We start from the raw sequence: 18,864 nt of genomic DNA on the forward strand, positions 1-18,864 counted from the left end.
CGGTCAGCGGGCGGCGAGCTCCTCGAAGCCCACGCCGGTCCACTCCGCCGAGCGCGCCCACAGCCACGCCGCGTCGGCGGTGTCGTACGCCGCCGCCGAGGCCCGCTCGGGCACCGGGAAGCCCTTCCAGCCGCCGAACCCGTCGGGGCCGAAGTACTGCCCGCCGCGCGCGGCCGGGTCGGCGGCGGCGCGCAGCAGCGGCCACGCGCCCCGCGCGGGCGGGTGACCCACCGCGCGCCCCAGCGCCCGGCCCAGCGCACCGCCCACCGGGACGTGCGGCGCCAGCGGCGTCGCCTTCCACAGGTTCGTGTCCGACAGGCCCGGGTGCGCCGCGGTGGAGACCAGCGCGGCGCCCGCCGAGCGGGCGCGCCGCTGCAGCTCCAGGGCGAACAGCAGGTTCGACAGCTTCGACTGCCCGTAGGCGTGCCAGCGCGAGTAGGAGCGCTCGCTGAGGTAGTCCTCGCGATCCAGCGGGCCGAAGCGGTGCGCGACGCTGGCCACGCTCACCACCCGCGCGCCGTCCCCGGCCAGCAGCAGCGGCAGCAGCAGGCCCGTCAGGGCGAAGTGGCCCAGGTGGTTGGTGCCGACCTGCAGCTCGAAGCCGTCGGCGGTGCGGCCGAACGGCGGCGCCATCACGCCGGCGTTGTTGACCAGCACGTCCACGCTCGCGCGCCGCTCGGCGACCTCCGCGGCGGCGCGGCGCACGCCGGCCAGGTCGGCCACGTCCAGCACGAGGACCTCCGCGGACGCCTTCACGCCGGAGTCGGCGACGTCGGCGCGCAGCCGCTCCAGCGCCGCCTCGCCGCGCGCGGCGTCCCGGCACGCCATGAGCACGTCCGCGCCGCGGCGGGCCAGCTCGGTGGCCACGTGCAGGCCCAGGCCGGAGTTCGCGCCCGTCACCAGGGCGGTGCGCCCGTCCTGCGGGCCCAGCGCGTCGGGGGTCCAGGGGGCCGCGGACCGCTGCCCGCTCACGCGGGCTGGTACGGGGAGACGACGACCTCGACGCGCTGGAACTCCTTGAGGTCGGAGTAGCCGGTGGTGGCCATCGAGCGGCGCAGCGCACCGACGAGGTTGGTGGTGCCGTCGGCCAGGCGGCCCGGGCCCTCGAGGATCTCCGCCAGCGGCGCCACCGTGCCCACGTGCACGCGCTCGCCGCGCGGCAGCACCGCGTGGTGCGCCTCCGGGCCCCAGTGCCAGCCGCGGCCGGGGGCCTCGGTGGCCCGCGCCAGCGCCGCGCCGAGCATCACCGCGTCCGCGCCGCAGGCGATCGCCTTGACGATGTCGCCGGAGGTGCCCACGCCGCCGTCGGCGATGACGTGCACGTACCGGCCGCCGGACTCGTCCATGTAGTCGCGCCGGGCCGCGGCCACGTCCGCGACCGCGCTGGCCATGGGCGCGTGGATGCCCAGGGTGCGGCGCGTGGTGTTGGCCGCGCCCCCGCCGAAGCCGACGAGCACGCCGGCGGCGCCGGTGCGCATCAGGTGCAGCGCGGCGGTGTACGTGGCCGCGCCGCCGACGACGACGGGCACGTCCAGCTCGTAGATGAAGCGCTTGAGGTTCAGCGGCTCGGTGCGCCCGGAGACGTGCTCGGCCGAGACCGTGGTGCCGCGGATGACGAAGAGGTCCACGCCCGCGTCGACGACGACCTTCCAGAACTCCTGCGTGCGCTGCGGCGACAGGGCGCCGGCGACCGTCACGCCCGCGGCGCGCACCTGCGCCAGGCGGGCGGTGATCAGCTCGGCCTTGACCGGCTCGGCGTAGATCTCCTGCATGCGGCGCACCGCGATCGCGGCGTCCAGCGAGGCGATCTCGGCCAGCAGCGGCTCGGGGTCCTCGTAGCGCGTCCACAGGCCCTCGAGGTCGAGCACGCCCAGGCCGCCGAGCTGCCCGATGGCCACCGCGGTGGCCGGCGAGGCGACGGAGTCCATCGGCGCGCTGAGCACCGGCAGGGAGAAGTGGTACGCGTCGATCTGCCAGGCGGTGGACACGTCCTCGGGGTCGCGCGTGCGGCGGCTGGGGACGATCGCCACGTCGTCGAAGCTGTAGGCGCGACGCCCCCGCTTGCCGCGGCCGATCTCGATCTCGTACACCCCCACAGGCTACCGGCTGCCCGGCACCCGCCCCTCCCGCGCGGCGGCGGGGACGGGTGCCGCGCCCTCGGCGGCCGCTGCTGCGGCGCGCGGCGGCCGCGTGGTCCGGCGGCCGCCGCGCCCTCAGCGGCCGCTGCTGTAGTTCGGCGCCTCGACCGTCATCTGGATGTCGTGCGGGTGGCTCTCGCGCAGGCCGGCCGGGGTGATGCGCACGAAGCGCCCCACCCGCTGCAGCTCCGGCACCGTGCGCGCGCCGGCGTAGAACATCGACTGCCGCAGCCCGCCGACGAGCTGGTGCGCCACCGCCGCCAGCGGGCCGCGGTAGGGCACCTGGCCCTCCACGCCCTCGGGCACGAAGCGGTCGTCGGAGGCGACGTCGTTCTGGAAGTAGCGGTCCTTGGAGAAGGAGCGGGCGCCGGAGCGCGTCTGCTGCGCGCCCAGGGAGCCCATGCCGCGGTAGCTCTTGAACTGCTTGCCGTTGATGAACACCAGGTCGCCGGGGCTCTCCTCGCAGCCGGCCAGCAGCGAGCCGAGCATCACGGTGTCCGCGCCCGCCACGAGGGCCTTGGCGATGTCGCCGGAGTACGCCAGCCCGCCGTCGCCGATGAGCGGCACGCCCGCGGGACGGGCCGCCTTGGAGGCCTCGTGGATGGCCGTCACCTGCGGCACGCCCACGCCGGAGACGACGCGCGTGGTGCAGATCGAGCCCGGGCCCACGCCCACCTTGATGCCGTCCACGCCCGCGTCCACCAGCGCCTGCGCGGCGGCGCGCGTGGCGACGTTGCCGCCCACGACGTCCACGTGCGCGGCGGCGCTGTCCGACTTCAGCCGCGAGATCATCTCCAGCACCGCGCGCGAGTGCCCGTGCGCCATGTCGACCACGAGCACGTCCACGCCCGCCTCGACCAGCTGCATGCCGCGCTTCCAGGCGTCCTCGAAGATGCCGATGGCCGCGGCCACCCGCAGCCGGCCGTCCTCGTCCTTCGTGGCCAGCGGGTACTGCTCGCTCTTGACGTAGTCCTTCACCGTGATCAGGCCGGTGAGGCGGTCGCGCTCGTCGACGATCGGCAGCTTCTCGATCTTGTGCTTGCGCAGCAGCTGCTCGGCGTCCTCGGAGCTGATGCCCACCGGGGCGGTGACCAGCGGCATCGGCGTCATCACCTCGCGCACGCGGCGGGTGAAGTCCGTCTCGAAGCGCAGGTCGCGGTTGGTGACGATGCCCACGAGGGTGCCCTCGCCGTCGACCACGGGCACGCCCGAGATGCGGTAGCGACCGCACAGCGCGTCGACGTCCGCGAGGGTGGCGTCCGGCGAGGTCGTCACCGGCCGCGTCACCATGCCCGACTCCGAGCGCTTGACGATGTCGACCTGGTTGGCCTGCTCGTCCGCGGAGAGGTTGCGGTGCAGCACGCCCAGCCCGCCCTGGCGGGCCATGGCGATCGCCATGCGCGACTCCGTCACCGTGTCCATGGCGGAGCTCAGCAGCGGCACGCGCAGCGAGACGCGCTTGGAGACCCGTGAGGTGGTGTCCGCCTCCGAGGGGATGACGTCCGACTCGCCGGGGAGCAGCAGGACGTCGTCGTAGGTCAGCCCGACGAACCCGAACGGGTCGTGGGCGGGCTCGTCGTGGGCCGGGGCACCGGGGGCGGGGTTCGACGCGGTCACCCTCACGATGCTACGGCTCGATCAGCCCTGCGCCGACGGCTCCGCCCCCTGCCCGCCCCCCGCCGGGGCGACGTCCGCCACGGACGGCGTCGACGGCGAGGGCACCGGGGAGGGCGAGGGCTCGGGCGAGGGCAGCGCGTCGTCGCCGGTCGGCGGCGCCGGGGACGCCGGCGGCGCGTCGACCGGCCCGGCGCCGCCCGGCGGGAGCGCACCCGGACCGCCGGAGAGGTCGGTGGGGCCGGTGCTCGGCGGCGTGCCGCCGCCCCCACCGGCGTCCTCGCCGTCGCCGCCGTCGCCGGTCGGCGCCGGGGAGGCCGACGGGTCGTCGGTGGCGGGCGTGTCCGTGGGGGTGCCCGTCGGGGTCCCGGTGGGGCCGTCCGTGGGGGTGCCCGTCGGGGTCCCGGTGGCGCTGTCCGTGGGGGTCCCCGTGGGGTCGTCCGTCGGGGTCCCGGTGGGGCTGTCCGTGGGGGTGCCCGTGGGGGTGTCCGTCGGCGTCCCGGTGGGGGTCCCCGTCGGGGTCTGCGCGGGGGTCCTCGTCGGCGTGGACGGCGACCCCGTGGACGGCGACCCCGTGGACGGCGAGCCGGCACCGCCACCGCGCGTGGGCTGGGCGGGCAGCGGGGTGGACGGGCCGCCGGTGCCGCCGGTGCCGCCGGTGGTGCTCGGGACGGGGCGCGGTGAGGTGGGGCTGCCGTCGTCGGGGGCGTCGACCGCGGCGCCGACGGCGGCGGGGGTCGCTTCGGTGGTGGGCGCGCTGGGCGTCGCGGACGCGTCGCCGGAGCTCTGCACCAGCTCGGGCAGCGTGACGGACGCGGTGCCGTCCGGGGAGGCGAGCCCCGTCGACGAGGTCGACGACGGGGCGTCGACGGCGAGCGGGACCGGGGTCTCGCGCTCGAGCCGCCGCAGGGTGTACTCGACCTGGCGCACCAGCTGCGGGTCGCCCTCGGCGCTGCGCAGGCGCTCCAGGAAGCTGCCGAGGCGCTCGACCGCGGCCTGCCGGTTCCCGCGCTCCGCCACGACCTGCGCCTGGCGCACCTCGCGCTCCACGCGCTGCTTGGCGGTGCCGCCCAGGGCCTGCATGACGCGGTCGCCGAACCACTCGGGCAGGACCGCGGTCACGGGGCTGCCGATCGCGGTGGCGCTCCCGGTGAGCCCGGAGCCGCCCGTGGCGGCCGCCGCGGCGGTGCCGCCCAGCAGGGCGAGCACGGCGCAGGCCGCGGCCGTGCCGCGGCCCAGCCGCTCCAGCGTGCGCCGGCGCGCCACCAGCACCCGCGGGGCCGGGGCACCGGGGGCGGCGGGCAGCTCCTCGCCCGGGGCGGGCTCGGGCAGCTCCAGCGGGCGCACGCCGGCGGTCTCCGGGTCGGCGTGCGTGGCGTAGGCGTCCAGCAGGCGCGCCACGGTGTCGGCGAGGTCGCCCTCGGTGGCGCGGTGCGCGCCGAGGCGGTCCAGGAGGGCGTCGGTGGCGAGCAGCTCGGGCACGGTGGGCACCTCGCGCTCGCCGCGCAGGTGGCCGCGGCCGTCGGTGCTCACGAGGTCACCCGCAGGGAGGTGTCGGCCAGGGCGGTCTTGCGCAGCTTCTGCATGGCGCGGTGCTGCGCCACGCGCACGGCACCGGCCGTCATGTCCAGGGCGCGGCCGGTCTCCTCGGCGGACATGCCCGCGCCCACGCGCAGCGTGAGGATCTCGCGCAGCTTGGGCGGCAGGGTGTCGAGCAGGCGCCCGACGGTCTCGGCGTCGAAGGAGTCCATGGCCAGCTGCTCGGGACCGGGCTCGGCGGCCGCGGAGTCGGGGACCTCGTCGGTGGGCACCGGTGCGCGGTAGGCGGCCCGCTGCGCGTCGGCCACCTTGTTGGCCGCGATGCGGTACACGAACGCCTCGAACGGGCGCCCGGTGTCCTTGTAGCGGGGCAGTGCCGTGAGCACGGCGATGCAGACCTCCTGTGCCGCGTCCTCGGCGGCGTGATCGGCTCCGGGCAGTCGCCCGAGCCGAGCCCGGCAGTAGCGGTGGACGAGGCGGCGAACCGCTGCCAGGAGGTCGGCGACCGCGCCCTGCTCCCCCGACAGGGCGCGGGCCGCCAGCTCTTGGAGCCCCCCGGCATCCACCCTGCTCATCGCTCGCTCGTCCTGCGGCGTTACACCCGGCGCGCCCGCGGGGTCCAGGTCCCCGTCGAGGGGACCCGCCCCGTCCGGGCCGTCCGCGTCGACGCGGACGCCGTCGACGCGGACGCCGTCGACGCGCGCGCCGTCGAGGTGCGTGCCGTCGACGCGCGCGCCGTCCAGGGGAGCCCCGTCGACCCGCGCGCCGTCGCGGGGCGCCCCCTCGCGAGGGACGGGCGGCAGGGCGGTGGTGCGCACCTCGAGGTCGTCGGGGGCGAGGTCCGCGGGGGCAGCACGGCGGCCGGAGCGCCGCGCGGCGTCCGCCCCGGCCGGTCCACCGGCCTCGTCGCCCCCAGGGCCCACGGACCTACCGTACGAGACCCCAGCGGAATCCCACAGCCACCGCCTGCGCGCGGTCCGCCGCCTCGAGCTTGCGGAAGAGCCGGCGGGCGTGCGTCTTGACGGTGTCCTCCGAGAGGAACAGCTCCCGGCCGATCTCCGCGTTGCTGCGCCCGCGGCTCATGCCGACGAGCACCTGGCCCTCGCGCTCGGTGAGCACCGGCGCACGGCCGGACAGCACCGTGCGGGTGCGCCCGCCGCCGCGGCGGCGCGAGACGTCCTGCAGGGCCTGGAGCACCGCGGTGGCGAGCTCCTCGCGCGAGACGTCCTTGACGACGTAGCCGCGCGCGCCGGAGGCGACCGCGCGGGCGACGCCGTCGCCGTCCTCGGCCATCGTGGCCATGAGCACGTTGGCCTCGGGGTGCCGGGCCAGGAGGCGGCGCGCCGCCTCGACCCCGCCGATGCCCGGCATGCGCACGTCCATGATGACGAGCGAGGGCCGCTCGACGGGCCAGCGCGTCAGCGCCTCCTCGCCGGAGGCGGCACCGACGACGCGCGTGACGCCGGGGACCGCGGCGACCATGCGCCGCATCGCCTCACGCGCCAGCGGGAGGTCGTCGCAGACCAGAACCGTAGCCACCACTTGCCTCTTCCCTGTACGGGTGGGACACCCCCGTCCGTGGGAGCGTCGCGGCGCGGGGAGCGCCACGGTGGAGGCATCGGCACGCGGGGGTGCCCACCTGAGCGCACGGCGGGCACCCGCGGGCGGCGGCCGCTCGCCGCTGCGCGCCGGGGCGACCGCCGCTGCGCGCGCGGGCCGGTCGGCCTCAGGCGTGCACGGCGGCGGCGCAGCGGCGCACCGCGTCGGACAGCGACGCGGCGCGCTCGCAGCCGGGCACCGCGTCGGGCCAGCCGGGGCCGACGAGGACCACCAGCGGCGCCGGGCGCACGCGCAGCAGCGCCAGGACGCCCTCGAGGTCCGCGGAGGTGCGCGGGGAGCGGGCGTGCAGCAGCACCGCGGGCGGGCGGGTGCGGCGCACCGCCGCGGCCAGCAGGCGGGCGGGCACGCCGTCGCCCGCCGAGCGCGCCCCGGCACCGGCCTCGGCCAGGGCGGCGGCCGCGGCCACCAGGGCGGGACCGCGCGGGGCGGGGTCGGCGCCGGCGAGCAGCACGGCGCGCTCGTCGTCGCGGGTGGGCAGCAGCGCCAGCGCGCGGGCGACGGCCTCGTGCAGCGCGGCGTCGTCGGTGGCCAGCGCGGGCCCGAGCACGGCGTCCCACGCGGCGGCCGCCCCGCGGGCGCGCACCTCCTCGGCGAAGCGGTCGGCCAGGCTCTGCACGGCCCAGTCCTGCAGCTCGCCGCGGCTTCGGGGCACCGCCGCGGCACGCCGCTCCGCCGCGGCGTCCTCGGCGGCGTCCTCGGCGGCGTCCTCGGCGGCGTCCTCGGCGGCGTCCTCGGCGGCGTCGGCCTCGGCGGCCTCCTCCTGGTCGGGGGCCAGCCCCTCGCCGGCGGGGACGGCGGGCGCGGCGGCGCCGGCCGCGGGACCCGGCGCTGCGGCGGGCGCGGCGGCCGGGTCGGGCCCGGCGATGGCGGCGGCGTCGGTGACGGCGGCCTCGATGACGGCCGCGGGGATGGTGGAGACGCTGGCCAGGGCGAAGCCGCCGTCGGCGACGGCGGTGGTGGCGGCGATGGCGGCGGCCTCCGCGGGGGCCACCCCCTCCAGGGTCAGCCGGCGCATGACGACCAGGCGCGCGAGGTCCGTGGAGGAGTAGCGCCGGTGCGCGCCGGCGGTGTGCTCGCTGGGCCCCAGGCCGTAGCGGCGGTCCCAGGTGCGCAGCGTCGCGGGCGCGACCCCCAGCCGGCGGGCCACGGCGGCCACGGTGAGGGTCATGCGCGGAGCGGGCGGCGCTGACGCCCCCTGGGAGGAGGACACGGGTGGATCCTCCCGCGCGCGGCGCGGAGCCGCCACTCCCCCGCCCCCGCCGGGCCGCTCGGGGCGGGAGGGCCCCACAGGTTGTTCAGGGTTGTTCACCGCCGGTCGCGCACGGACGAGGGCCCGGGAGGCGGGTCGTTCACAGGAGAAGCAGGTTGTTCACAGGGTTGTCCACGGGTGGTGCACAACCGGGTCGCCGGGCACGGCAGCAGGGCCGCCGCGTGTGGCGCAGGTCACCCGGATCGGGCCTGAACAACCTCGACCCAGGGGCTTGAACAACTTCTGGCGCGGTTGTAGCGTCCTACCTCGTCAGCAAGATCCACCTCCGCGGCACCCCCGCACCAGCCCCCAGGAGCACACCATGGCCGAGATCTCCCGCCTCCCCGGACCCGTCGCCGACATCTGGGAGTGGCAGCTCGTGGGCGCCTGCCGCGACGCCGACCCGGACCTCTTCTTCCACCCCGAGGGCGAGCGCGGCCCGGCCCGCCGCAACCGCGACGCCGCCGCCCAGGCCGTGTGCGCCGGCTGCCCGGTGGTGCAGGAGTGCCGCAAGCACGCCCTGAAGGTGCGCGAGCCCTACGGCGTCTGGGGCGGCCTGACCGAGGACGACCGCGAGACGATCTACGCCGCGGAGCGCCGCCGCACCCTGCGCGTCGCCAGCTGACGCCGCCCGGCGGGCGGGGGCCCGCCGTCGACCGGCGTGCGCCGCGCGCGGTGGTGCGGTGCGCGGCACGCCGCAGCAGGACCAGCAGCTCGAGGACCATGCAGCACGAGGACCAGCAGCACGAGAAGAGGCCCGGACCCCTCGCGGGGTGCCGGGCCTCTCGTCGTGCGGGGAGGGTCAGTGGCCGTGGCCGTGACCGTGGCCGGCGGCGGCCGGCTCCTCCTCCTTCTTGTCCACCACGAGGGTGTCGGTGGTCAGGACCATCGACGCGATCGAGGCGGCGTTGACCAGCGCGGAGCGGGTGACCTTGACCGGGTCGATGACGCCGGCGGCCAGCAGGTCCACGTACTCGCCGGTGGCGGCGTTCAGGCCGTGGCCCACCTCGAGGCCGCGCACCTTCTCCACCACGACGTAGCCCTCGTGACCGGCGTTCTCGGCGATCCAGCGCAGCGGCTCGGTGGCCGCGCGGTGCACCAGCTTCACGCCGGTGGCCTCGTCGCCCTCCTTGCCCAGGCCGCCCTCGAGCACCTTCACCGCGTGGGTCAGGGCGCTGCCGCCACCGGCGACGATGCCCTCCTCGATGGCCGCGCGGGTGGCGGAGACGGCGTCCTCGATGCGGTGCTTCTTCTCCTTCAGCTCCACCTCGGTGTGCGCGCCCACCTTGACGACGACCACGCCGCCGGCCAGCTTCGCGAGGCGCTCCTGCAGCTTCTCGCGGTCCCAGTCGGAGTCGGTGCGCTCGATCTCGGCCTTGATCTGCGCCACGCGGCCCGCGACGTCCTCGGAGGCGCCGGCGCCGTCGACCAGGGTGGTGTCGTCCTTGGTGACGACGACGCGGCGGGCGGTGCCCAGCACGTCGAGGTCGACCTGGTCGAGCTTGAGGCCGACCTCCTCGGCGACGACCTGGCCGCCGGTGAGGGTGGCGATGTCGCCCAGGATCGCCTTGCGGCGGTCGCCGAAGCCGGGGGCCTTGACGGCCACGGCGTTGAAGGTGCCGCGGATCTTGTTGACGACCAGCGTGGACAGGGCCTCGCCGTCGACGTCCTCGGCGATGATCAGCAGCGGCTTGGAGGTCTTGAGGACCTTCTCCAGCAGCGGCAGCAGCTCGGTGACCGTGGAGATCTTGCCCTGGTGCACGAGGACGTACGCGTCCTCCAGCACCGCCTCCTGGCGCTCGGCGTCGGTGACGAAGTAGGGCGAGATGTAGCCCTTGTCGAACTGCATGCCCTCGGTGAAGTCCAGCTCCAGCGCGGTGGTGGAGGCCTCCTCCACCGTGATGACGCCGTCCTTGCCGACCTTGTCGAAGGCGTCGGCCAGCAGCTCGCCGACGCTGGCGTCCTGGGCGGAGATGGTGGCGACGTGGGCGATGTCGCCCTTGCCGTCGACCTCGCGGGCGAGCTCGAGCAGCTGGTCGCCCACGGCCTGCACGGCCGCGTCGATGCCGCGCTTGAGGGCGGACGGCGCCGCGCCGGCGGCGACGTTGCGCAGGCCCTCGTGGACCATCGCCTGGGCCAGGACGGTCGCGGTGGTGGTGCCGTCGCCGGCGACGTCGTTCGTCTTGGTGGCGACCTCCTTGGCGAGCTGCGCGCCGAGGTTCTCGTACGGGTCCTCGAGCTCGACCTCGCGGGCGATGGTGACGCCGTCGTTCGTGATCGTCGGCGCACCCCACTTCTTGTCGATGACGACGTTGCGGCCGCGGGGGCCGAGGGTCACCTTGACGGCGTCCGCCAGGGCGTCGACGCCGCGCTCGAGGGAGCGGCGGGCGTCCTCGTTGAACGAGAGCTGCTTGGCCATGTGCTGTTCCTTCCGGATCTTCGCGGGCGAACGGGAGACGCCCCGGGCACCCGGTCTCGGGCGCCCGGGGCGTCGTGGTCCGTCAGCCGCTTACTTGGCGACCTTGGCGAGCACGTCGCGCGCCGAGAGGATCAGCAGCTCGTCGCCGCCGTACTTGACCTCGGTGCCGCCGTACTTGGAGTAGATGACCTTGTCGCCGACGGCGACGTCGACGGGCACGCGGTTGCCGTTGTCGTCCACGCGGCCCGGACCCACGGCCAGGACCTCGCCCTCCTGGGGCTTCTCCTTGGCGGTGTCCGGGATGACCAGACCGGAAGCGGTCGTCTGCTCCGCGTCGAGCGGCTTGACGACGATGCGGTCCTCGAGCGGAGTGATGGAGACCGACACTGAGCGGCCCTCCCCTTCTGCGTACTCGGTACGGATCTGGTGTGCTGGCGGGCCGGGTGCGGGGCCTGCGCCGACCGTCGTCGCGGGTGCCGGACGGTGCCGCCTCGCCTGGCACTCCCTCGTGCGGAGTGCCACCGGCGCTGGGTCAGAAGTTAGCACTCCCGCACCCCGAGTGCCAGGGACGGTGCCCGGTCGGGTGATCGCCGCCCCGCCTGGCACAGTCGGGGCGTGGACCCCGCCGACGTCGCCGCGCTGACCTCCCCCGCCGGGCGGGCGCTGCTGGAGCTGGTCGACGCCGCCGGCCCGGCCGACCCCCTGGCGCTGGGGCAGCGGCTGCGCCGCGAGGGGCACGAGCCGGCGCTGGTGGCGCTGGCCATGACGCAGGCGCGCCTGCGCGAGCGCGCCGTCGCCAAGCTGGGCGAGCGCGCCCGCGGGCTGCTGCTGACCCCGGCCGGCGTGGAGCAGGCCACCCGCGCCGCCGTCGCCGCCGAGCACGCCGCCCGCTTCGCCGGCGCCGGGGTGCGCCGGGTCGCCGACCTCGGCTGCGGCATCGGCGCCGACGCGCTCGCCCTGGCCGACGCGGGCCTGGACGTGCTGGCCGTGGACGCCGACCCGGGCACCGCCGCCGCGGCGGCCGCCAACCTCGCCGGCCGCGCGCGGGTGCGCTGCGCCGACGTCACCGCCGGCGTCGTCGACGAGCTCGGCCCCGGCGACGGCGCCTGGTTCGACCCCGCCCGCCGCACCGCCGGCGGACGCCGCCTGCTCGACCCCGAGGCCACCTCCCCGCCGCTGTCCTTCGTGCTCGCCACCGCCGCGCGGGTGCCGGCCACCGGCGCGAAGCTGGCGCCGGGCCTGCCGCACGAGCTCGTGCCCGCCGGCGCCGAGGCCCAGTGGACGTCCGTGGACGGCGACGTGGTCGAGGCGGCGCTGTGGTGCGGCCCGCTGGCCCGGCCCGGCGTCGCCCGCAGCGCCCTGCTGCTGCGCGACGGCGGGCGCTGGTCGCTGGACGACGCGGACAACCCCGTGCCCGACGTCGGGCCGGTGGGCACGCACCTGCACGAGCCCGACGGGGCGGTCGTGCGCGCCGGCCTGGTCGGCGCCGCCGCGCGCCTGCTCGGCGGGCGCCTGGTGGACGGGACCATCGCCTACGTCACCACCGACGGCCCGGCGAGCACGCCGTTCACGCGCTCCTACGCCGTGCTCGACGTGCTGCCCTTCGGCCTGAAGGCGCTGCGCGCGCACCTGCGCGCGCGCGACGTCGGGCCGCTGACGGTCAAGAAGCGCGGCACCGCCGTGGACCCGGACGTGCTGCGCCGGCAGCTGGGGCTGCGCGGCTCGGTGCCGGCCACCGTGGTGCTCACGCGCGTGGCCGGGCGGCAGACGGTGCTCGTCGTCGAGCCGGTGGGCTGAGCCCGGGCCCCGCCGCCCGGGGCCCCGCCGCCCGGGGCCCCGCCGCCCTCAGACGCGCGCGCGCAGCACCAGCGCGTCGATCCCGCCGGGCTGGTAGTAGCGCGCGCGGCGGGCGAGGACCTCGAAGCCCTCGGAGGCGTACAGCGCCTGCGCCGGCGCGTTGTCGGCGCGCACCTCCAGCAGCACGCGGGTGGCCCCGGCGTCGCGGGCGGCGGTCAGCAGCGCGCGCAGCAGCCGCCGGCCCAGCCCGCGGCCCTGCGCGCCGCGGGCCACGCCGATCGTCTGCACGTCGGCGTCGGCGCCGGAGACGGCCAGCCCGGCGTAGCCGAGGACCTCCTCGCCCTCCAGCGCGACGAGGTAGGTGCGCCCCGGCGCGGCCAGCTCGCCCCAGAACGTCTCCACCGACCAGGCGGTGGGACCGAACAGGTCCGCCTCCAGGCGCTGCACGTCGGCCAGGTGCCACCAGCGCGCCGGCGCGAGCACCACCCCGGCCCCCGCGGCCCCCGAGCTCCCCGAGCTCCCCGAGCTCCCCGAGCTCCCAGCGCCTCCCGGGTCCCCGGCGCGCGCCGGCGCGGCGCTCACGCGGTGACGCGCTTGCGGCCCGTGGGCTCCACCGCGTCCGGGCGGCGCAGGTACAGCGGCTCGACGGGCAGCAGCCCCGGGCCGCCGCGGCCGGCGAGCGCGTCCACGGCGACCTGCGCGAGCCAGCCGGCGTCGACGTCCGAGAGCGGCCCGGCCGGGCCGAGCGCGTCGGGGTGCAGGGCGGCGCCGCGGCCCACGACGGGCAGGCCGTCGCGCCGCACGGCCGCGGGGGCGACGACGTCGGGACCGGCCAGGCGCACCGGGCGGCCGTCGCGGGCGCCGTAGCGGGCGGTGTGCACCTCGCGCCGGCGCGCGTCGGTGGCCACGAGGAACTCCCCCCGCACCAGCCCCTCGGCGAGCGCCTGCGCGGCCAGGGCGTCCAGCGAGCACACCCCGTGCAGCGCCGCCCCCCACGCCAGCGCCAGCGCGCGGGCGGTCACCAGCCCCACCCGCAGGCCGGTGAAGGGGCCCGGGCCCACGCCCACCGCCACGTCGGTGACCTCGCCGCGCTCGCGGCCGGCGGCGCGCAGCGCCTCGGCGACCGTGGGCACGAGGACCTCGTTGTGGTGGCGCGCGTCGCCGGCGCGGCGCGAGCCCAGCACGCGCTCACCGTCGTGCAGGGCCACGGCGACGCCGTCGGTGGCGGTGTCGAGGGCCAGCATCAGCACGCGGCGAGCTTAGGCGGTGGCCAGGCGGCGCACGAAGGCCACCGTCTCGGCGAAGGCCGCCGGCGCGTCGCGGTCCAGCGTCAGCACGTGGAAGCTGTCGCGGTAGACGACCTCGGTGACCTCCCGCGAGGACACCCCCCGCAGCACCCGGGCGCTGGAGGCGGCGGGCACCACGTGGTCCACCGCGCTGCGCAGCAGCAGCAGCGGCTGGTGCACCCGCGGCAGGTCGCGGCGCACGGCGCGCCACAGCTGCGCCTGCGAGCGCAGCGCCCGCAGCGGGGTGCGCTCGTAGGCCAGCTCCACCGCGCCGGGGTCGGCGAGGTCCCCGGCGATGGCCGGGCGGGTCGCGCGCAGGCGGCCGAGGACCTCCACGGCCACCTCCAGGTGCGGCGCCAGCGCGACGGCGGGGTTGGCCAGGACGAGGCCGTCGACGAGGTCGGGGTGGCGCTGGGCGGCGCGCAGCACCAGCGCCCCGCCCAGGGACAGCCCCGCGGCCACGACCACCTCGTGCTGCGCGCGCAGCCGGCGCAGCGCGGCGACCACCTCGGCCAGCCACTGCCGCCAGGTGGAGCCGTTGCACGCCTCGACGGTGCGCCCGTGCCCGGGCAGCAGCGGCACGTCCACGCCGGTCCCGGCGTCGGCCAGCGCGCGCGCCCAGCCGTGCACGCTCTGCGGGGTGCTGGTGAAGCCGTGCACGACGGCCACGCCGGCGCGCGCACCGGGCACCGCCTCGCGCCAGGGGCGGGCGCGCTCGTCGCGCTCGAGCAGGTCCGGCCCGCTCACGCGCCCTCCCCCAGCGCCGCGGCCAGGTCCACGCCCTCCCAGCGCCGCCCGTGCGCGCGCAGCCGCGCGGTGCGCGGCTCGACGGGCACCTCGCCCTCGTCCACCCCGGCGGTGGCCCCGTGCGGGCGCTGCAGGTGCACCTCCAGGCGCTGGCCGGTCAGGTCCTCCACCAGGCCCGCGCCCCACTCCACGACGGTGACCGCCTCCTCGGCGTCGGCGTCCAGGTCGAGGTCGTCGACCTCGGCCAGGGAGCGGACCCGGTAGGCGTCCACGTGCACCAGCGGCGGGCCCTCGCGCAGGGAGGGGTGCACGCGGGCGATGACGAAGGTCGGGGAGGTCACCGGCCCGCGCACCCCCAGCCCCTCGGCCAGCCCGCGCGTCAGCGTCGTCTTGCCCGCGCCGACGTCGCCGGAGAGCACCACGAGGTCGCCCGCGCGCAGCAGGGCGCCCAGGCGCCGGCCCAGCTCCCCGGTGGCCGCGGGGGTCGTCAGCTCCAGCTCCACCGCGCTCACGGCCGCCCCCGGACCGGGCGCAGCGGGCGCGCCGGGCGGCGCGGCACCGGCAGGACGACCTCGTCGGCCGGCGCGGCCGCGCCGCCGGCCGCGCGCGCCAGGAGCCGCTCGAGGCGGGCGGTGACCACCGCGGGGTGCTCGAGCATCACCAGGTGCCCGGCCTGGCGCACGAGGACGTGCTCGGCCCCGGGGACCGCGTCGGCGATGGTGCGCCCGTGCGCGGCCGGCGTCATGAGGTCGCGCTCGGCGGCGACGACCAGCACCGGCCGCCCGGCCAGCGCGGCCAGCGCCGCGCTCTCGTCCAGCGTGCCGAAGGCCGGCAGCAGGTCGGCGATGGTGCCCACGGAGGTGGCGGCCATCATCCGCGCGGCCAGGCGCTCGACCTCCGGGGCCACCGGGGAGGCGAACGACCAGTGCGAGACGAGCCGCTGCTCCACGTCGGCGCCCAGCCGGCGGCCGCGCTCGAGGACCTCGGCGCGCCCGGCGGCGCGCTGCAGGGCCTGCTCGGCCCAGCGCACCAGGTGGCGCCCCAGCAGGGGCAGGCCGTGGTCGAGGGCGGCCAGCCCCCCGGAGCTGGTGGCGACCAGGCCCACGGCGCGGGTGCGCTCGAGCAGGTCCGGGCGCCGCACCGCCAGCTCCATGACGGTCATGCCGCCCACGGAGTGCCCCACGAGCGCCAGCGGGCCGGTGGGCGCCACCCGGTCGAGCACGGCGCCCAGGTCGTCGGCCAGCCGGGCGACGCTCACCGGCCCGGCGGGGCCGCGGGTGGAGCGGCCGTGGCCGCGGTGCTCGGGCAGCACCAGCCGGTAGCGCTCGCGCAGCGCCAGGCGCTGGAAGCACCAGGCGTCGGCGGACAGGCCGTAGCCGTGCAGCAGCACGACGGTGGGTGCGCCCGGCGGCGCGGCGGCGGCCGGGTCGACCTCCACGTGCAGCAGCGCGCCGTCGTCGGTCTCGACCCGCACCGCCTCGCCCACCAGGGGCTGCAGCTCCTCGCGCGCGGGCGCGGTGCGCCGGCGCGGTCGCAGCGCACCGGCCGCCCTCACCACGCGCGCCCCCCGGCCGCGGCGCCGGTCCAGCGCCGCGGCACGCGCGGGCCGATGCGGGTGACGACCTCGTAGGCGATGGTGCCGGCGGCCTCGGCCCAGTCCTGGGCCGTGGGTTCCTCGGGGCGCCCGGCCGCGGCTCCGGCGCCGAGGACGACCACCGGCTCCCCCGGCGCGAGCTCCTCGCCGCCGAGGTCGACGACCACCTGGTCCATGCACACGCGCCCCAGCACCGGCCGGCGCCGGCCGGCGACGAGCACCGCCCCGCCCCCGCCGCCGGGTCGGGAGGAGGCGTGCCGGGGCAGGCCGTCGCCGTAGCCGAGGGGGACCAGGCCCAGCGTCGTGGCGCGCGGGACGACGTGGGTGAGCCCGTAGGACACGCCCGCGCCCGCCGGCACCGCGCGCACGTGCGCCAGGCGCGCGGTCAGGGTCATGGCCGGCACCAGGCCCAGCCGCTCGGCGGGCGCGACGGCCGGCGCAGGGCTCACGCCGTACAGGGCGATGCCGCAGCGGGCCAGGTCGAAGCGGGCGCGCGGCTCGAACAGGGCCGCGGCGGAGTTGGCGTGGTGCAGCAGGCCCGGGTCCACCCCGCGCGCGCGGGCGGTGGCCACCGCCGCGGCGAAGGCGTCCAGCTGGGCGTCCACCGAGGCGTCGCCGGGCACGTCGGCGGAGGCGAAGTGCGCCCACGTGCCGCGCACCCGCACCGCGCCCTCGGCGACCAGCGCGGCCGCGGCGTCGAGCAGGTCCGGCCACAGCGCCGGGGAGGCGCCGCCGCGGGACATGCCGGTGTCGACCTCCAGGTGCACCGCGGCGGTGCGCCCGGCGGCGCGGGCGGCGGCGGCCACCGCCTGCAGCGCCCACGGCGCCGAGACGGACAGGTCCACGTCGGCGGCCACGGCCGGGCCCGGGTCCACCCCCGGGGTGAGCAGCCACGCCAGCACCGGTGCGCCGATCCCTGCCGCGCGCAGCGCCAGGGCCTCGTGCACGTGCGCCACGCCCAGCCAGCTCGCCCCGCCGGCCAGCGCCGCGCGCGCGGCCGGCACGGCCCCGTGCCCGTACCCGTCGGCCTTGACCACCGCCATCAGCTGCGCGCCGCCCAGGCGGTCGCGCAGCGCGGCGGCGTTGCCGGCGATGGCGTCCAGGTCGACGACGGCCTCGGCGGCCAGCCCCGGCGACGGCTCGGGCGGCGCGCCGCGGGGAGCGGGCGCGGCGGCCCGGTCCACGGCCTCGTCCACGGCCTCGTCCACGGCCCGGTCCACGGCCTCGTCCACGGGTGAGCCCACCCCCCGACCGTACCCGCCGGGCGCGGGCCGCTGGCGCCCGGCGCGGCGCCCACGCCCACCGCACGGGGGCCGCCCGCTCACCAGCCCGGCAGCGACGTCAGCGCCGCCGGCACCGCCTCGGCGACGTCCAGCGCGCTGACCGGCCCGCCGGCGCTGGCCAGCTCGGCGGCCCAGCCGTGCAGGACGGCGGCCTCGGCGGCCACCTCGGCGGCCAGCGCCGGCTCGCGGGCCAGCTCGGCGGCGCGGGCGGCCAGGGCGGCGCCGAGCACGCCGGCGAGCACGTCGCCGGCGCCGGCGGTGGCCAGCCAGGCGGGGGCGGAGGCGGCGGTGAGCACCCGCCCGTCCGGGCCGGCCACGGTGGTCACCGCGCCCTTGAGCAGCACGGTGGCGCCCGTGGCGGCCGCCGCGCGCCGGGCGTGCGCGAGCGGGTCGGCCTCCACGGCGGCGCGCGCGACGTCCTCGCCGAGCAGGCCCAGCAGGCGCGCCAGCTCCCCGGCGTGCGGGGTCAGCACGTGCTGCGGGCCCAGCCCGGCGGGCAGCCCGGCCAGTGCGCCGGCGTCCACGACCGCCGGCTCGCCGGAGGCCAGGGCCGCGCGCACGCGCGCCTGCTGCTCCTCGTCGTGCGGCGAGACGCCCGGGCCCAGCACCCACGCCTGCACGCGGCCGGCGCCGGTGACGGCCTCGGGGCGGTGGTGGCGCACCAGCTCGGTGGGGTGCTCCGGGCCCAGGTAGCGCACCATGCCCGCGCCGGCGCGCACCGCGGCGTCCACGGCCAGCAGCGCGGCGCCGGTGTACTCCGGGCCCCCGGCGACCACGCCGACCACGCCGCGCGAGTACTTGTCGTCGCCGGGGCCCGGGCGCGGCCAGCGGCGGGCGACGTCGGCGGGCTCGACGCGGCGCACCGCGGGCGCGGGCAGCCGCCCGCGCACGCCGATGTCGGCCACCACCAGGCGCCCGCAGCGGGTGGCGGCCGGGGCCAGCAGGTGCGCGGGCTTGGCGGTGCCGAAGGTGACGGTGACGTCGGCGGGGAGCACCCCGCCCTCGACGGCGCCGCGGTCGGCGTCCAGGCCGCTGGGCACGTCCACGGCCACGACGACGGGGCCGTCGTCACCGGCGGCGGCCAGCGCGGCGGGCAGCTCGTCGAGCGGGGCGCGCAGCCCGCCGGAGCCGCCGATGCCGGTGACGCCGTCCAGGAGCAGGTCCGCGGCGCGGCAGGCGGCCGGGCCGTCGCCGTCGAAGGGGCGCACCCGCGCGCCCGCGGCCAGCGCGGCGCGCAGGCCCTCCGGGTGGGCGCGCGCGGCGGTGGTGAGCACCAGCACCCCGGCGCCGCGCCCGGCGAGGCGGGCCGCGGCCAGCAGGGCGTCACCGCCGTTGTCGCCGCCGCCGGCCAGCACCACGACGCGCCGGCCGCTGACCCGCCCGGTGGCCGCGCGCAGCACGGCGGCGCACTCGGCGTCCAGGGCCGCGGCGGCGCGCTGCATCAGGGCGCCCTCGGGCACGGTGGCCATCACGTCGCGCTCGGCGGCGCGGACGTCGGCGACGGCGTGCGCTTCGATCACGTGCCGACCCTGGCACCGCCGCGCGCCGCGCGCCCGTCGGCGCGGGCACGGCGCGGTG

General features: G+C 78.5%; 18 protein-coding genes. 2 read left to right on the top strand and 16 right to left on the bottom strand.

What is annotated here, in order from left to right; genetic code table 11:
- Positions 1-3: 3 nt before the first annotated feature.
- The 7 genes from ACRYMN_RS08540 to ACRYMN_RS08570 all read right to left on the bottom strand — a co-directional run bounded on the left by ACRYMN_RS08540 (position 4) and on the right by ACRYMN_RS08570 (position 8,121).
- Positions 4-972, bottom strand: a complete 969-nt coding sequence (locus ACRYMN_RS08540) for an oxidoreductase (RefSeq protein ID WP_432493985.1) — start codon at positions 970-972, stop codon at positions 4-6.
- Entirely contained in the window at positions 969-2,090 is a 1,122-nt protein-coding gene (locus tag ACRYMN_RS08545) for a GuaB3 family IMP dehydrogenase-related protein (protein WP_432493987.1), read from the bottom strand. Before ACRYMN_RS08545 ends, ACRYMN_RS08540 begins: the two co-directional genes overlap by 4 nt.
- 123 nt (positions 2,091-2,213) lie before the next feature.
- Entirely contained in the window at positions 2,214-3,755 is a 1,542-nt protein-coding gene (gene guaB, locus ACRYMN_RS08550) for an IMP dehydrogenase (protein WP_432493989.1), read from the bottom strand.
- 21 nt (positions 3,756-3,776) lie between these two features.
- Entirely contained in the window at positions 3,777-5,285 is a 1,509-nt protein-coding gene (locus tag ACRYMN_RS08555; RefSeq protein WP_432493991.1) for a hypothetical protein, read from the bottom strand.
- A complete protein-coding gene (gene shbA / locus ACRYMN_RS08560) occupies positions 5,282-6,214 on the bottom strand; it encodes an RNA polymerase sigma factor ShbA (RefSeq protein WP_432493993.1) in 933 nt (310 codons plus the stop codon). Before shbA ends, ACRYMN_RS08555 begins: the two co-directional genes overlap by 4 nt.
- A gap of 4 nt (positions 6,215-6,218) precedes the next feature.
- Positions 6,219-6,830: a response regulator transcription factor gene (locus tag ACRYMN_RS08565; protein ID WP_432493995.1), complete on the bottom strand. Its 612-nt coding sequence runs from the start codon at positions 6,828-6,830 to the stop codon at positions 6,219-6,221.
- 187 nt (positions 6,831-7,017) lie between these two features.
- Entirely contained in the window at positions 7,018-8,121 is a 1,104-nt protein-coding gene (locus ACRYMN_RS08570) for a MerR family transcriptional regulator (RefSeq protein ID WP_432493997.1), read from the bottom strand.
- Between the two features lie 361 nt (positions 8,122-8,482).
- Between ACRYMN_RS08570 and ACRYMN_RS08575 the strand changes: the two genes are divergently transcribed.
- Entirely contained in the window at positions 8,483-8,785 is a 303-nt protein-coding gene (locus tag ACRYMN_RS08575; RefSeq protein ID WP_432493999.1) for a WhiB family transcriptional regulator, read from the top strand.
- Between the two features lie 177 nt (positions 8,786-8,962).
- Here ACRYMN_RS08575 and groL read toward each other — a convergent pair whose 3' ends face one another.
- Complete coding sequence (gene groL / locus ACRYMN_RS08580; RefSeq protein ID WP_432494001.1) at positions 8,963-10,579, bottom strand: chaperonin GroEL; 1,617 nt, start codon at positions 10,577-10,579, stop codon at positions 8,963-8,965.
- Between the two features lie 90 nt (positions 10,580-10,669).
- A complete protein-coding gene (groES, locus tag ACRYMN_RS08585) occupies positions 10,670-10,966 on the bottom strand; it encodes a co-chaperone GroES (protein ID WP_012084928.1) in 297 nt (98 codons plus the stop codon).
- Between the two features lie 228 nt (positions 10,967-11,194).
- On the opposite strand from groES, the gene ACRYMN_RS08590 reads away from it, so the two are divergent.
- Positions 11,195-12,376 (top strand): THUMP-like domain-containing protein, encoded by a 1,182-nt coding sequence (locus ACRYMN_RS08590; RefSeq protein WP_432494003.1) that lies wholly within the window; start codon positions 11,195-11,197, stop codon positions 12,374-12,376.
- 48 nt (positions 12,377-12,424) lie between these two features.
- Here ACRYMN_RS08590 and rimI read toward each other — a convergent pair whose 3' ends face one another.
- The 7 genes from rimI to ACRYMN_RS08625 form a co-directional block, all read right to left on the bottom strand.
- The gene (gene rimI, locus ACRYMN_RS08595; RefSeq protein WP_432494005.1) at positions 12,425-12,862 is read right to left on the bottom strand and encodes a ribosomal protein S18-alanine N-acetyltransferase; all 438 of its coding nucleotides are present in this window, start codon (positions 12,860-12,862) and stop codon (positions 12,425-12,427) included.
- Between the two features lie 92 nt (positions 12,863-12,954).
- Entirely contained in the window at positions 12,955-13,626 is a 672-nt protein-coding gene (gene tsaB, locus ACRYMN_RS08600; protein WP_432494007.1) for a tRNA (adenosine(37)-N6)-threonylcarbamoyltransferase complex dimerization subunit type 1 TsaB, read from the bottom strand.
- Between the two features lie 9 nt (positions 13,627-13,635).
- Positions 13,636-14,409 carry an alpha/beta hydrolase gene (locus tag ACRYMN_RS08605; RefSeq protein ID WP_432494009.1) on the bottom strand — a complete coding sequence of 258 codons (774 nt, stop codon included), beginning with the start codon at positions 14,407-14,409 and terminating at the stop codon, positions 13,636-13,638.
- Positions 14,406-14,921: a tRNA (adenosine(37)-N6)-threonylcarbamoyltransferase complex ATPase subunit type 1 TsaE gene (gene tsaE, locus ACRYMN_RS08610; protein WP_432494011.1), complete on the bottom strand. Its 516-nt coding sequence runs from the start codon at positions 14,919-14,921 to the stop codon at positions 14,406-14,408. The genes ACRYMN_RS08605 and tsaE overlap by 4 nt, the downstream gene beginning before the upstream one ends.
- Positions 14,918-15,964 (bottom strand): alpha/beta fold hydrolase, encoded by a 1,047-nt coding sequence (locus ACRYMN_RS08615; RefSeq protein WP_432494013.1) that lies wholly within the window; start codon positions 15,962-15,964, stop codon positions 14,918-14,920. Before ACRYMN_RS08615 ends, tsaE begins: the two co-directional genes overlap by 4 nt.
- Positions 15,961-17,247, bottom strand: coding sequence for an alanine racemase (gene alr / locus ACRYMN_RS08620; protein WP_432494015.1), 1,287 nt, complete (start codon positions 17,245-17,247; stop codon positions 15,961-15,963). Before alr ends, ACRYMN_RS08615 begins: the two co-directional genes overlap by 4 nt.
- Before the next feature lie 77 nt (positions 17,248-17,324).
- Positions 17,325-18,806, bottom strand: coding sequence for an NAD(P)H-hydrate epimerase (locus tag ACRYMN_RS08625; protein WP_432494017.1), 1,482 nt, complete (start codon positions 18,804-18,806; stop codon positions 17,325-17,327).
- Between the last annotated feature and the right edge of the window lie 58 nt (positions 18,807-18,864).

The organism is Kineococcus gypseus (assembly GCF_050871305.1).
In the GTDB taxonomy this organism is placed as follows: domain Bacteria; phylum Actinomycetota; class Actinomycetes; order Actinomycetales; family Kineococcaceae; genus Kineococcus; species Kineococcus gypseus.

Excerpts from the sequence above, each read along its gene's own strand:
- ACRYMN_RS08575 (WP_432493999.1), top strand. The coding sequence starts at position 8,483 with ATGGCCGAGATCTCCCGCCTCCCCGGACCCGTCGCCGACATCTGGGAG.
- groL (WP_432494001.1), bottom strand. The coding sequence starts at position 10,579 with ATGGCCAAGCAGCTCTCGTTCAACGAGGACGCCCGCCGCTCCCTCGAG.